Origin of the sequence: Chamaesiphon minutus PCC 6605 (genome assembly GCF_000317145.1) — a bacterium.
In the GTDB taxonomy this organism is placed as follows: domain Bacteria; phylum Cyanobacteriota; class Cyanobacteriia; order Cyanobacteriales; family Chamaesiphonaceae; genus Chamaesiphon; species Chamaesiphon minutus.
On sequence record NC_019697.1, the window covers coordinates 955,985 to 969,592 of the forward strand.

Genomic DNA, 13,608 nt, shown 5'->3' on the forward strand with positions numbered 1-13,608 from the left:
ATATGTTTTCTGAAGAAGTCTTCGTCTTTCCCGCATCATTTGCCCAACAGCGGCTCTGGTTCCTCGATCGAGCGATCCCTGACAATGCTATTTATAATGTGCCCACAGCAATTCACCTGGCAGGTTCGCTAAATTTAGCCGCACTAGAACGGACTTTTAATGAAATCGTCCGTCGTCACGAAACCTTACGCACCACTTTTATAGTAGAAGATGGGCAACCTCTACAAGCGATTTTACCCAGCGCAACTATCCCCGTGCATCTAGTAGCTCTCCAGCACTTAGGAGCTAAAGAGCGAGATGTCAGAGCCAAGAGTATTATTAACAACGAGCTAAAACACGCCTTCGATCTAGCATCTGGGGCATTATTGCGAGTTACCATCCTTGTTTTGTCAGACACAGAACATATTCTGTTAATTAATATGCACCACATTATCTGTGATGATTGGTCGCTGGGGGTGCTGATTGGGGAACTAGGCACGCTGTATGCAGCTTTTGACCAAAATTTACCTTCCCCGCTGTCAGAACTGCCTCTCCAGTACGCAGATTTTGCGCAGTGGCAGCGCGAGTGGTTGCAAGGAGTAGTCCTCGACACCCAGTTAGCTTACTGGCGGGAGCAATTAAACGGTATTTCGACGTTGCATTTGCCTACCGACAAACCCAGATCGGCAATCCAAAACTATCGAGGAGCAGCACGATTTTTAGAGTTACCAAAACAGCTAACCGATTGCTTAGAACAGTTGTCACAGCAAGCAGGAGCCACTTTATTTATGACTCTGCTAGCAGCATTTAAAACACTACTTTACCGCTATACCGATCGAGAAGATATCACGATCGGTTCGCCAATTGCTAACCGGAACCGTAGCGAAATCGAAGGGATAATTGGCTTTTTTGTCAACAGTTTAGTCTTGAGAAGCGATCTAGCTGGAAATCCTACTTTTCGAGAATTATTAGATAGAGTACGAGCGGTAACAGTCGGCGCATACACGCATCAAGATTTACCATTTGAAAAGTTAGTATCAGAACTGCATCCAGAGCGGAGCTTAAGCCATCATCCGCTATTTCAAGTGGTATTTGGTTTCCAGAATTCACCCATGTGCGCGCTAGAATTACCAGGATTAGTACCGAGTTTAATTAATATTGAATTTAAAACAACTCGCTTCGATCTGGAACTGCATCTGTGGAAGTGTGACGAAGATTTTCGGAGCTTAGACGGTGACAACTGGGAGGATAATCAAGGTCTACGAGGGGTAATAGTTTACAACACAGATTTATTCGAGCCAGCCACGATCGATCGAATGCAGAACCATTTCCAAACTCTATTATCGGGCATTGTCGCAAATCCCGATCGACGAATTGCTAACTTACCATTATTAAGCGATCTAGAACTAAATCGGGTCGTGGTGGCATGGAATCACACCCAAGTAGATAATCCCGAAACTCAGTGTATCCATCGCATTTTTGAAACAAAGATGCGGCAATATCCCAATGCGATCGCGCTAAACTTTGCTAACGATCGAATTACGTATCGAGAATTAAACGCTCGCAGCAACCAACTTGCCCGATACCTGCAAAAATTAGGAGTAGGTGTGGAAGTTTTAGTCGGTATTTGTATTCCCCAATCGATCGACACGATCGTTGGATTGTTGGCTATTCTCAAAGTAGGAGGAGCTTATGTGCCATTAGATCCCAGCTATCCTCAAGAGCGTCTTAATTTTATGCTTGAAGATGCGAAAGTTGCAGTATTACTGACGCAATCGAACTCAATCGATCGGTTTAAAGATTTTAAAAATCCGCTTGTTTTGCTCGATAATGATTGGGAAACGATCGGCCAAGAACGAGCAGATAATCTCCAATATAATGTAAATAGCGATAATTTAGCCTATGTTATTTACACCTCTGGTTCGACAGGTCAGCCCAAGGGAGTAGCTGTAGCTCACAAAGCGATAAATCGGCTGGTATGCAATCCAAATTACATCAAATTGGAGCCAGGAGATCGAGTTGCCCAAGCCGCAAATATTTCCTTCGATGCAGCGACATTTGAGATTTGGGGTGCGTTGCTCAATGGTGCCGAACTCGTGGCAATCGGTCGGGAGGTAACGCTTTCACCTAGAGAGTTTGCACTAGAAATCCGCGATCGCCAGATTGATATTTTATTTTTAACTACGGCCTTGTTTCAGCAGATTGCTAGAGATGTACCTCAAGCTTTTGAGACAGTTAAATATTTACTATTTGGTGGTGAGACTGTCGATGTGCGCTGGGTTAATAAGATTATAGAACATGGTGCGCCTCAGCATTTAATTCATGTTTATGGGCCGACCGAGAATACCACATTTTCCACTTATTATGACGTAGATCTGTCACGATCGATCTCATCTTTGCCGATCGGGCGTCCGATTACCAACACCCAAATTTACATATTAGATCCCCATTTACAACCGCTACCGATTGGCGTCACTGGCGAAATCTATCTGGGTGGAGATGGACTGGCACGAGGCTATCTCGATCGACCCAAATTAACCGAGCGAGCCTTTATCGATCGTGCTTTTGACGCTCATTTAAATCCACGTCTGTATAAAACTGGCGATCGAGCGCGCTATCTACCAGATGGTAATGTTGAATTTTTAGGTCGTAACGATAATCTAGTAAAAATTCGCGGTTTTCGGATTGAGTTAGCAGAGATTGAAGCGGTATTAAATCAGCATCTAGCAGTCAGTCAAAATGTTGTCATTGTTGCAGAGAATGTGCCAGATGATAGACAGTTAGTCGCTTATATCATACTCGATCGACAACAAAAGCCAACGCCAGAAATACACAGCTTTCGACAATTTCTCAGCTCGAAGCTACCATTATATATGGTGCCAACAGCCTATATTTTCTTGGAATATTTACCACTCACACCAAATGGTAAAGTCGATCGCGCGGCATTACCAACGCCAGATTTAAGTAATTACCACGATCGAGATTATGTGCCACCGCGCTCTCAAGTCGAAGAGTTACTTACCAAAATTTGGGCAAAAATCTTGGGCAAAGAACAAATAGGCATCCACGACAATTTTTTTGAATCTGGCGGTCATTCTTTACTAGCGACGCAACTAATGTCCCGCATCCGTGACAATTTCCAAGTAGATTTACCCGTCAGCAATTTATTTGAAGCCCCCACGATCGCCCAACTTGCCAGGTATATCGATATAATGTGTTGGGCAGCAAATGTAGATGAGACTGAAACTACCGGACTCGATCGAGAAGAAGTAGAATTTCGATCGATTTAGTACGAGACGGCAGAAATGAAGCTACCATTTCTTGCCAACTCTCCCTGTCTTTTCTCGCTTGCTTGGTGCGCCTTCTCGTCGGCAAAGCCGCCGCTCCCCACCAAAATAGTCACCTTATTTACGCCGTAGACTACTAGCTCGATCGAAGAGTATGGTAAATTTTTACTTAATTTAGACAGACAACCAAAGATGAGCGCGATCGTGGTATTTGATATCGATGGAGTAATTCGGGACGTAGGGAACTCCTATCGTCGCGCCTTGGCAGATACAGTATCAAAATTTACCAATGACGCCTATCGCCCTACTGCGGTAGAAATCGACATGCTCAAAAATGAAGGCATCTGGAATAATGATTGGGAAGCCTCACAGGAACTGATTTATCGCTATTTTGAAAGTCAGGGTCAAACTCGATCGCAATTAAATCTAGATTACGATAAAATTGTGGCTTATTTTCAAACTAAATATCGCGGGACAGATCCTGTAAATTGGAATGGTTATATCTGCGACGAACCAATCCTCGCCAGCCTAGAATATTTTGATGCCCTCACGGCTGCTAACATTCCCTGGGGCTTTTTTAGCGGTGCCACCAGAGGATCTGCTAGTTATATCTTAGAACGAAGATTGGGGCTGACTGCGCCCGTGCTAGTGGCAATGGAAGACGCGCCAGGGAAGCCAGATCCCCACGGGTTATTTATGGCGGTTGCCAAACTAGGACAGCAATACGAGCAGACCGAGCGACTACCGATTGTCTATGTCGGCGATACTGTTGCCGATATGCACACAGTTATCAATGCTAGAAGCCAACAACCAAATCGACAGGCGATCGCTGTTGGCGTATTACCACCACATATTCTTGCCCAAGCTTCACAAATCGATAGCTACCGCCAGAACTTGATTCAAGCTGGTGCTAGCGTGGTCCTCGATCGGATTGGGGAACTTACACCCGATCTAATTACCTCAGTTCAAGGGATAGGAATCAAACCTGCCTAGAAGATCGCGCCGGAGTGATTAGTATTGCAGTTTGCTACAACTACACCACGAACTCTCGATACGCTGCCGTGCCGTAGACCATGTTTTTATCGAATGCCGATAACACCCGATTTTGAGCCGCGTCTGATGCCAGACAACGACATACCAAAGTCGCCACATCCGAGCGGGTAATGCTGCCAGCCACATGGGGATCTAAAGTCAAGATCCCATTGCCCGTAGCTGGCTCCGATTTCAAACCACCGGGACGGACGATCGTGTAATTCAAGCCACTATCCATCAGGTATTGCTCGGCCTTTTCCTTATCAGCTAATACAGAAGCCAAAGCCTCATAGGCAGTAGCTGGAATGGCATCTTTGGTGGCACCCGCACCTAGTGAAGAAACTAGAATAAACCGACTGACCCCTTTGTTCGCCGCCGCATCAATTAAGTGTTTATTGCCGAGGAAATCTGCCCGCTGTCCATCTTGGGGCATTCCACCGATCGTACTGACGATCGCACTGATTTGACCGTTCATGGCATTGGTAACATCGGTCGGGTTGAGGGCATCACCCACCACCGTTTCCACGTTCAGAGCCTGGAGATCGGATTGGGCGGCAGACGACCGAATCAAGGCCAACACAGGCACATTTTGGGTCGCCAAAATGCGGGCAATTTGATGCCCAACACCACGACTAGCACCAGCCAGAAAAATTGAGCCGGAAGTTGTCATAATTTTATGGATGAGTAATAGCTCTAATCAAAATCCTAGCATCCACATTCCGCTGTTGGAAAAGTTTAACCGAATCAGCGAAAGTAACTACGCGTTAGCATTGCGGCGTAGGGATGGATAGCGCGTGAGGAAGCGATTCCATTTGCCCACGGTGGCGATCGAATAGTTTTGGTTGCTAACAAGGAGGAATGGGGTGTTTGAGCCAGGTAAATCGAAAAGTGCTGCCGTTACCAGGTTCAGATTCCAACCGAATCGTGCCGCCTTCGGCAGTCACGATCTTTTTGACGATCGCTAGCCCTGCGCCGATATTTTCTTCGAGGTCGCGAGGTTTGAGGGTTTGAAAGATCTGATAAATTTTTTGATGATACTGTGGTTCGATCCCCTCGCCATTATCCGCGATCGCAAACTCGTAACGATCGCCCAGATCGATCGCCGATATTGCTACCACACCCATTTGCGTCGGATGATGGCGGATCGCATTGTCGATCAGGTGGAAAAATACTTGTTCGAGCGGCTGAGTGCGAGTAGCAAATGTCGGCATCAGATTGGCAATATCGATCGTAAATGTTGCGGGCGGATTTAGTCCGCGCAAGATCTTTTCGAGCAGACGATTGACATCAACATTGACCACTGGATTTTGGGTACGTCCGGCTCGTGAGTATGCTAGAAGGCTATCGAGTAATGATTGCATTCGATAGACGCGGCGGCGGATCAGTTGCATTTGACTTCGCGTTCCCGGTGAGATGCACTTATCGAGCTCTTCTTCTACCCATTCTGACAAACTAGCAATCGCTCGGAGTGGTGCCTTGAGATCGTGAGCGGTTACATAGACAAATTGGTCGAGTTCGCGGTTGCTCTGGAGCAATGAGTTGTTCGTAGTATTGAGAGCATGATTGAGTGCAGACATTTCGACGGCTTTGGCATGAAGTTTAGCGGCTACTTGGTGCTGCTCGGTAATATCGCGGACGATCGCGATCCAGTCATTTTCAGCGGCAATACTATTGATCGAAACTTCAATCGGGAAGCATTCACCATTTTTGCGCTGTCCCATCGCCTGCCACACGCGATCGCTGGGTTTGGCACTGGCTACCAAACTAGGTTCGTAAAACAGCAGCTTTTGAGTATCTTCAGCTTCGCAATTTAAGAGTTCTTGCCAATTCCGACCGATGACTTCATCGGGACTATAACCAAACATCTCTACTGCTGACTGATTGAATGTTTGGATTTGACCTCGATTGTTAATCGTCATCACACCATCGACGATATTGGTGACGACTGTCTCGATCGTGTTGCGACTGTGCCGTAAGCTCAGATCGTATGAGTACATTTCTGTCGCTAGCCGTCGGAGCGACCTAATCGAGATCGTCGCCCCTACTAAACCCAGGACTATGCCCACCCAGACGGCTTCAAAGCTAAGTTGCTGCCGATCTTGCAGCCATTGCGTGCGGATATTTAACAGGCGGGCTTCTTCGGCTTCAAAGTTACCGATTTCCTGCCGAAACCGATCCATCAGTTGCCTACTTTGGCGCAAGCTGCCGATTACTAATTGAGGATTGTCACTATTTGCTGATTCTATTTGCTGAATGCTGGCTGCGAGCTGTTGCATCTGCAATCGCGCGATCTGGTGAGATCGACTAGCTTGTGCTGCCTGTTGCGGGCGATCTTTGACGAGTTGTTCGACCCGATCGAGTGTTGGCGTAATATTTTTTGCAGCCAGTTCGTAAGGTTCGAGAAAAGTTTTGTCTTTAACCATCGAGTAACTGCTGACGGCAGCTTCAGCACTAACTAGCTCGATCGAGCTACTGTAACTTTTAGTTAAAACTTCTTGGGTATGGTCTACATTTTGCTGGGCGACGATCGTTTGTTGGTGTAAGATCGCCACCGCGATCGCCATGCCGAACAGACAAGGTAGTGGTAGACAGATCGCCAAAGAACCTCGAATTTCGATTGGTATTTGTCGCCACCAATTTTGAATCTTTGCCCAATAGCCGTTCATCGCAATTTCACTAACTATTCTTCTTGATCTACTATCGAGCGTCGAGACGATTTGACTCTCTACCTTTCGAGCGATCGTGTCTTTTCTAGCGACTTTTTACATCCAGATTGTCTAGTTGGAGAAAAGTTTGTAACAAGATACTAGCACCGCGAGCGCATTCTTCAAAAGAGGTATATTCATCTGCTGAATGACTGACTCCTGCCCGACTAGGCACAAAAATCATCCCCATAGCTGTAAACCGTCCGATTTCTTGGGCATCGTGTCCCGCACGGCTGGGCAGGTGGGTGTAAGCTATACCCATATTTTGACAAATGCCTTCGATCGATTTCATAATTTGAGGATCTGCCAATGTCGGGCGAATATGGAGCGTTTGCTGGATCGAAATTGCCGTCTCGGTAGTTCTGGCAATAATGTTAATTTCGGCTTTGAGTTTTGCCGTCAACAGTTGTAAGTGTTCTTCAGCTAGATCGCGCATGTCGATGCGCAAATCAACCATTCCAGGCACCGTATTAGTGGCATTGGGCGACACATTGAGATAGCCGACAGTTGCAACTTGGTCGCCATCGATCGAGCAGGCGATTTTATTCACCGCTAGGACGATTTCTGAAGCGGCAACTAGCGCGTCTTTCCGCATATTCATCGGTGTGGTGCCAGCATGATTGGCACGTCCGATAACATTGACGGCAAATCGGTATTGTCCGACAACTCCAGTCACAATCCCAATCGGCTTGTCTAGATATTCTAAGACACCGCCTTGTTCGACGTGTAGTTCTACAAATGCCACCATCTCGCCAGATTTGCGTTTGGCAGTAGCAATTTGCGACCAATTGCCACCAATGCGATCGAGACATTCCTGAATCGGCGTACCATCGAGACGGGCATAATAAATCGCATCTTCTAATACTTCTCCCGCCATTCCCTTTGAGCCAATCACCGAACGTTCCTCGTCGGTAAAGACAATAACTTCGATCGGGTGGTAGAGTCGGATCGCTCGATCGTGTAAAGCCCGCACTACTTCAATCCCCGCTAGCACGCCCAAACAACCATCATAAATCCCCCCCGTCGGGACGGTATCGATGTGCGAACCAGTCGCGATCGCCCCGGCATCGGAATTTAGACCCTCGTAGCGACCGATAATATTACCAGCCGCGTCTGTCCTGACTGTCATTCCCGCTTCAATCATCCAAGTCTGTACCAATTGACGTGCGAGCAAATCTTCGGGTGTAAAAGCCACTCGGCTGATGCCACCTTGGGGCAATTTACCGATTTGAGCTAATTCATGTAAGCTGCGATCGAGTCTAGCGGCATCGATTTTTAATTCACTCAAGATCGGTGATGATGTAATTGTCATACGAAAGTCAGGGGATAAGGGAATTTTAGATAAAAATATTAATGACTAACAGCTTTATGGGTTAGGAGATGTGACTCTCAACTCGATCGACAATCGCTAATAATCGAAACCGTGCGATCTGACTAATTTCCTCGATCGCGGTATCTAATTCCTCATCTGCTGAGTTTTGTAAGCGGCGATCGAAAGCTTCTAAAATACTCTGTTTGCTATGATTTTTGACAGCGATAATAAAGGGGAAATCAAATCTTTCTAAATAAGATTGATTGAGTTGTTGAAAACCGACGAATTCACTCGCACTCAACCGATCCAGGCCAACACCTGCTTGCTCTTGCACCGATGCTGCTGCCATTTTGACTTTGCTACCCAAATCTGGATGAGCGCGAACCAAAGCCAATTTTTGACCCAAATCAAAGCTAAAAACTACGTCCATCATCTGTTGATGTAGCTGTTCGATCGATATAAATGGTCGTCGATCCCATACTTGAGAAGCAACCGTAGGTGTGTGTTCAAAAACTTCACCTAGTGCTTGAATAAATTGGGGTCGATCCATCTGATTGAGTTGACTAAGAGAATAAATCATCGGCTTCGATCGAGATTATTTATTTAATATTTTTCAATTTATTACTCAATTAACTGCCTCGATAAGTACTGTAAGACCATGGCGAAACTAGTAATGGAATATGGTAATGTACTTCATGATTGGCAATTTGAAAGCGAATGGGAATGCGATCGAGAAATGCTGGGTTTGGTAAGTCAGATTGAATTTTCTCGAAATAAGATCCGATGCTGAAAACTAGCTCGTATTCTCCAATTTGCAGTTCGCCATCGGCTAACAAGGGTTTATCGGTGCGTCCATCTCGATCGGTGTAAACTTGCTTAATTAAGGTTCGATTATCTGCTGGAGATTCGATCGAGTAGAGGCAAATCTCGATGCCTGGAGCAGGACAGCCGTGGGCTGTATCTAGAACGTGGGTTGTTAATTTACCAGCCATATTTTTTATCTCAACGGGCCACCGAGAATAGTTTTAGCGATCGCGCTAGTCACATCTTCAGGTGGCTCATTTTTTAATTGCTGATACCAAGCTTGAGTCACATCAGGATCGCGACCGTGGATTTGTTCTGCACGCTGGCGTGCTTTAGCGACGACGGCATTTGCGCGTTCTTTGCGCTCGGATTCGTAACGTTTGAGCGCATCAGGTACGCTGATGTTCGTCGCAATCAGGTAATTACTGAGTACCCAAGCATCTTCGAGAGCTTGACAGCCACCTTGTCCGAGATCGGGGCAAGTCCCATGAGCGGCATCGCCGAGAAGTGCCACTCGTCCTTTGACATAACGATCGATCGGCCCCATGTCATGAATGGCGATCCGGGCAGTTTCGGCGGGATTGAGTCGATCGATCAATTGTTGGACTGGTTCGTCCCAGCCTCGAAAATGCTCCTTTAATTCGGCTCGATAACTATCTGGTGTAGCGCAATTATCTGGCGGGAGCGGCACATCTAAAAAGAAGTAACAGCGCGAGTCACCCACAGGCATCAGGGAAGCGCGTTTGTGTTCGCCAACATAGATGCTCCAGGTATTTTTCGGTGCTAGTTGCTCATCGGCGGGTACCAATCCATTCCAGTTGATATACCCCGCATACTTAGGTTCGACAGGTTCGTCTAAAATTTGTTTGCGAAATTGAGAGCGAATGCCATCGGCAGCAATAATTAAATCGCCACTGGTGCGATGACCGTTTTCAAAGATCGCCGTTACGCCAGTCTCGTATTCTTCAAAGTCAATACATTTGTGGTCGAGATGAACTTCCCCTGGAAATGCGGCTACCAGCATTGTCTGTAAATCCCGCCGCGCGACTGGATACGGACGCTGCCCGACTCGATCGATCAATGGCATCAAGTCGATTTGATTGAGCAATTCTCCAGTTTTACTGCGATATGTCATTGCATTCATTTCACCGCCGATCGCGGCAATTTCTGCCCCTAAACCCAGTCGATTCAGTACTTTGACTCCGTTCGACCACAGAGAAATTCCCGCTCCTACAGGGCGTAATGTGGCGACTCGATCGTAAATCTCCACTTCATAACCCGCCTGCTTGAGAGCAATTCCGGCTGTCAATCCCCCAATCCCAGCCCCGATAATAATTACTTTGAGATGGTTCATCTTAGATACTATGCTGTGAAATATTGGTTATCATTCCGTCTCCCCATCGCCTAAAAATTCGGTGGATGATACTGGTGCCAGTGCTGGGCGATATCGATGCGGCGACACAGCCAGACGCGATCGTGTTGTTGCACATAGTCCAGAAATCTCGCCAACGCAGCCGCCCGTCCCGGTCTGCCCACCAAGCGACAATGCAGCCCCACGCTCATCATTTTGGGTGCGGTTTCGCCCTCAGCATAAAGTACATCGAAGGCATCGCGCAGGTAAGCAAAAAACTGATCGCCCGAATTAAACCCCTGGGCTGTCGCAAATCGCATGTCATTATTGTCGAGAGTATAGGGCACGACCAGATGCGGTTTGCCATAGTCATTCGTCCAATAGGGTAAATCGTCAGCATAGCTATCCGAGTCATAGAGAAAACCGCCAGTTTCGACTACTAATTTGCGGGTATAAGGGCTATTGCGTCCGGTATACCAGCCAGTAGGACGTTGCCCCGTCACCTGCGTATGAATCGCGATCGCTTTAAGCATGTGTTCGCGTTCGGCTGATTCGGTAAAATCTTTGTACTCGATCCACCGATAGCCATGACTGGCAATCTCCCACTCAGCCTCAAGCATGGCGGCAACTGCATCGGGATTGCGCGCCAACGCCATCGCAATGCCATAGACCGTGACCGGAATCTGTCGATTGGTAAATAACCGATACAATCGCCAAAAGCCAGCCCGACTACCATATTCATAACATGACTCCATATTCATGTGTCGCTGTCCCACAAACGGCACCGCACCCACGATTTCAGACAAAAACGCCTCCGATGCCGGGTCGCCATGCAAAATACAATTTTCGCCACCTTCTTCGTAATTAATTACAAACTGAACGGCGATCCTGGCGCGATCTGGCCACTGGGGATGTGGCTGACTCCGCCCATAGCCGACCAAATCTCGTGGATAGTCGATCGATGTCATATATTACGCTTTAGCATAACTCATTTTTATTGTATACTGTACACAGCATTTTAGCTTGCCCCTAGTAAAGTCCCCTCACTGGCGGAGTGCTGGGCGGGTGACCCGCCCAGTGGGGTGGGTAGATCTCCGCAGCAACTCAGAAAAATTACGATCGAGCCATAAGTTAAAGATCGGGCTAACTTGCCAATAAATCCAAAACTAGCATAATTATCTTGAGAGAAATGGTATGAATCAGACAGTAATCGCCAAACACCAAGTTTTTATCTGTGGCTCTGCATTGCGAGGACAACCAGATCGTGCCAACTTGGGCAACGCCAAATTTATCCACGCCGTAAATACCGAGCCTCTCTATCGGTTACATGCGGCGGAAAATGGCTGGCATCCAGCAATTTATCAAGTCGATTAGAAACCGCCGCCCAAACATAACTAATAAATTTGCAAAATATCTGTAGATCGACATCTTTACCAACAGGATTGCCCAGAGTATAATAAAAAGTATCACAGGGCACAGAAAAAGATTCGGACATACATTAGCGATCTGAGCGAAGATGTATGGTGACAGGTTTGGAAGTGCCTCCTACAATCACCAAATTGAGGAGGTTCGCAATGAAATATTTAGATCGTCAGCAAAATGAAATCGATCGCGATCGGTGGGAAACTTACAAGCAGCTAGAACTAGTTCCCGATGAGATCGATAATCCCGCTTGCCATCGCGGTGGCTTTAAATTCGGGATCGATCGAGTCTGGCGAACGTTAATCGCCTTACTGGTTGACGAACTAGTCACCGAGCAACAGATCGATTATCTCGATCGCTGTTGGGATGTAAATGAACGAGATCGATCGCCCTCGAAGACGCTACAAAGATTTTTGACACTAATTAGCTAACAAATGTAGGAGCAATTATGTTAGGGGTAATTCATGAATTACCCCTAACATAATTGCTCCTACCCTATATTTCTGGCTAATCGCATCAATTTCTGAGGAAGATAGCTAAATTCGTACCATAGCTCTCTGGGGCTGAGATCGAATCCATACTGAAGGATGAGGACAACCACAACGATCGAGATAATTAGCCCCAATCCGACATTAAATATCCTCAAAATCGATCGCCCGATGACGACTAAACCGACGATCGTTGCCAATCCCAATATTGTTTGCAGATCGAGGACAGAATTCATATTTAAGTCAATTTAGGTAATAGTTGATTTGCGGGAGTGTTCGGTATAAGCTGCTGTAGCTAGTAATGACACGATCGCCAGTGGAAAGACCAAACTCCACCAGGATTCTGATACCAACACAAAAAAGGCTGCGGCTAGTCCTCCTAACGCAAAGCCGACAATTACCGGAATAAATCGACTCATCCGCTCCATCGCTTCGGCGGCTTCTAATTTAGTTGCTTCGCTCGCAGTCGCGAATTTTGCACTCAAATATTGCACCACATCGATCGTCAGTTGGGTGGTATTCCCCGTCATTACAGTGGTGGGAATGTAGCTTTTAAACACACCTTTGGACTCCTTCATCAGGGCATTTTGAATCGCCATCGACATGACCCCAGACATCCCGATCGGGAGGATGTATTCTTCCTGAACATCTAGTAATAAAGCAGGTGAAAGCTGAGTCCCGACAACTAGAAAAATGCTCAACGCGATCGCCTCAGCCGTCAATAATACGGCAAAAACCGACCATTTTCTGTGCCGCGCATATTTCGCCAACAGGGACGCAAGTGCAACAGTAATCACAAAAGCGGGCAACATCAGCAGCCGTGTCAGCGTGGTTTCAGCATCTTCGCTGACAAATGACGAACCCGCGAGGGCGATATTTCCCGTGACGTGGGCGGTAAAAATCCCGAACAGAATAATAAAGGCTGATGTATCGACAAATCCAGCTACCCAACTCAATAAAAATCCGGCTGGGCCATCGCTTACTAAAAAGGCACTCAAACTAGGAATCTCATTACTACGCGGTATAACGGTCATTTCTTTTGCTCCTGGCTCGCAAACTTTATCAAATAACAAGAGAGCGAAAAATCCCCTCTCAGGAGGCTACGGTGTATACACAAGTCTGGATAAAAGTAAAAACCCTAGAAATCCCCCTGTCTTGTCTCCCTAATCCGTCGGGGAACCCGACGAACGGGAGCCGCTAAATCCCCCTTAAAAAGGGGGACTTCCGG

General features: G+C 46.8%; 12 protein-coding genes and 1 pseudogene. 4 read left to right on the top strand and 9 right to left on the bottom strand.

Annotated features, from left to right (window positions below; all coding sequences use genetic code 11):
- Positions 1-2: 2 nt before the first annotated feature.
- Positions 3-3,269 carry a non-ribosomal peptide synthetase gene (locus CHA6605_RS04305; RefSeq protein ID WP_015158322.1) on the top strand — a complete coding sequence of 1,089 codons (3,267 nt, stop codon included), beginning with the start codon at positions 3-5 and terminating at the stop codon, positions 3,267-3,269.
- 189 nt (positions 3,270-3,458) lie between these two features.
- Positions 3,459-4,259, top strand: a complete 801-nt coding sequence (locus CHA6605_RS04310) for a TIGR01548 family HAD-type hydrolase (RefSeq protein ID WP_015158323.1) — start codon at positions 3,459-3,461, stop codon at positions 4,257-4,259.
- Positions 4,260-4,299: 40 nt separating this feature from the next.
- Here the strand turns inward: CHA6605_RS04310 and CHA6605_RS04315 are convergent, their stop codons facing one another.
- From CHA6605_RS04315 to puuE, 7 genes are all read right to left on the bottom strand, one after another.
- Positions 4,300-4,968 (bottom strand): SDR family oxidoreductase, encoded by a 669-nt coding sequence (locus CHA6605_RS04315; RefSeq protein ID WP_015158324.1) that lies wholly within the window; start codon positions 4,966-4,968, stop codon positions 4,300-4,302.
- Positions 4,969-5,143: 175 nt separating this feature from the next.
- Positions 5,144-6,964, bottom strand: coding sequence for a sensor histidine kinase (locus CHA6605_RS31230; RefSeq protein WP_015158325.1), 1,821 nt, complete (start codon positions 6,962-6,964; stop codon positions 5,144-5,146).
- Positions 6,965-7,049: 85 nt separating this feature from the next.
- On the bottom strand, positions 7,050-8,315 hold the full coding sequence (locus CHA6605_RS04325; protein WP_015158326.1) for a Zn-dependent hydrolase: 1,266 nt from the start codon (positions 8,313-8,315) through the stop codon (positions 7,050-7,052).
- Positions 8,316-8,376: 61 nt separating this feature from the next.
- Positions 8,377-8,895: a 2-oxo-4-hydroxy-4-carboxy-5-ureidoimidazoline decarboxylase gene (gene uraD / locus CHA6605_RS04330; protein ID WP_015158327.1), complete on the bottom strand. Its 519-nt coding sequence runs from the start codon at positions 8,893-8,895 to the stop codon at positions 8,377-8,379.
- A 49-nt stretch (positions 8,896-8,944) separates the two neighbouring features.
- On the bottom strand, positions 8,945-9,307 hold the full coding sequence (uraH, locus tag CHA6605_RS04335; RefSeq protein ID WP_015158328.1) for a hydroxyisourate hydrolase: 363 nt from the start codon (positions 9,305-9,307) through the stop codon (positions 8,945-8,947).
- Positions 9,308-9,312: 5 nt separating this feature from the next.
- A complete protein-coding gene (gene hpxO, locus CHA6605_RS04340; RefSeq protein ID WP_015158329.1) occupies positions 9,313-10,473 on the bottom strand; it encodes an FAD-dependent urate hydroxylase HpxO in 1,161 nt (386 codons plus the stop codon).
- A gap of 50 nt (positions 10,474-10,523) precedes the next feature.
- On the bottom strand, positions 10,524-11,438 hold the full coding sequence (gene puuE, locus CHA6605_RS04345; RefSeq protein ID WP_015158330.1) for an allantoinase PuuE: 915 nt from the start codon (positions 11,436-11,438) through the stop codon (positions 10,524-10,526).
- Positions 11,439-11,664: 226 nt separating this feature from the next.
- Here puuE and CHA6605_RS04350 point away from each other — a divergent pair.
- Together CHA6605_RS04350 and CHA6605_RS04355 are read left to right on the top strand one after the other, a co-directional pair.
- A pseudogene (locus CHA6605_RS04350) lies at positions 11,665-11,841 on the top strand (allophanate hydrolase-related protein); the annotation flags it as partial.
- Positions 11,842-12,044: 203 nt separating this feature from the next.
- Positions 12,045-12,323 carry a hypothetical protein gene (locus CHA6605_RS04355; RefSeq protein WP_015158333.1) on the top strand — a complete coding sequence of 93 codons (279 nt, stop codon included), beginning with the start codon at positions 12,045-12,047 and terminating at the stop codon, positions 12,321-12,323.
- A 59-nt stretch (positions 12,324-12,382) separates the two neighbouring features.
- On the opposite strand, the gene CHA6605_RS04360 is transcribed toward CHA6605_RS04355, so the two are convergent.
- Together CHA6605_RS04360 and CHA6605_RS04365 are read right to left on the bottom strand one after the other, a co-directional pair.
- Positions 12,383-12,616 (bottom strand): hypothetical protein, encoded by a 234-nt coding sequence (locus CHA6605_RS04360; protein ID WP_015158334.1) that lies wholly within the window; start codon positions 12,614-12,616, stop codon positions 12,383-12,385.
- A 12-nt stretch (positions 12,617-12,628) separates the two neighbouring features.
- Positions 12,629-13,414 (bottom strand): YoaK family protein, encoded by a 786-nt coding sequence (locus tag CHA6605_RS04365; protein ID WP_015158335.1) that lies wholly within the window; start codon positions 13,412-13,414, stop codon positions 12,629-12,631.
- Positions 13,415-13,608 lie beyond the last annotated feature (194 nt).

What these genes read in the sequence shown, in the direction of transcription:
- hpxO (WP_015158329.1), bottom strand. Translation starts at nt 10,473, where the DNA reads ATGAACCATCTCAAAGTAATTATTATCGGGGCTGGGATTGGGGGATTG.
- puuE (WP_015158330.1), bottom strand. Translation starts at nt 11,438, where the DNA reads ATGACATCGATCGACTATCCACGAGATTTGGTCGGCTATGGGCGGAGT.
- CHA6605_RS31230 (WP_015158325.1), bottom strand. Translation starts at nt 6,964, where the DNA reads ATGAACGGCTATTGGGCAAAGATTCAAAATTGGTGGCGACAAATACCA.
- CHA6605_RS04325 (WP_015158326.1), bottom strand. Translation starts at nt 8,315, where the DNA reads ATGACAATTACATCATCACCGATCTTGAGTGAATTAAAAATCGATGCC.
- CHA6605_RS04355 (WP_015158333.1), top strand. Translation starts at nt 12,045, where the DNA reads ATGAAATATTTAGATCGTCAGCAAAATGAAATCGATCGCGATCGGTGG.
- CHA6605_RS04310 (WP_015158323.1), top strand. Translation starts at nt 3,459, where the DNA reads ATGAGCGCGATCGTGGTATTTGATATCGATGGAGTAATTCGGGACGTA.
- CHA6605_RS04365 (WP_015158335.1), bottom strand. Translation starts at nt 13,414, where the DNA reads ATGACCGTTATACCGCGTAGTAATGAGATTCCTAGTTTGAGTGCCTTT.
- uraH (WP_015158328.1), bottom strand. Translation starts at nt 9,307, where the DNA reads ATGGCTGGTAAATTAACAACCCACGTTCTAGATACAGCCCACGGCTGT.
- CHA6605_RS04305 (WP_015158322.1), top strand. Translation starts at nt 3, where the DNA reads ATGTTTTCTGAAGAAGTCTTCGTCTTTCCCGCATCATTTGCCCAACAG.
- CHA6605_RS04315 (WP_015158324.1), bottom strand. Translation starts at nt 4,968, where the DNA reads ATGACAACTTCCGGCTCAATTTTTCTGGCTGGTGCTAGTCGTGGTGTT.
- uraD (WP_015158327.1), bottom strand. Translation starts at nt 8,895, where the DNA reads ATGATTTATTCTCTTAGTCAACTCAATCAGATGGATCGACCCCAATTT.
- CHA6605_RS04360 (WP_015158334.1), bottom strand. Translation starts at nt 12,616, where the DNA reads ATGAATTCTGTCCTCGATCTGCAAACAATATTGGGATTGGCAACGATC.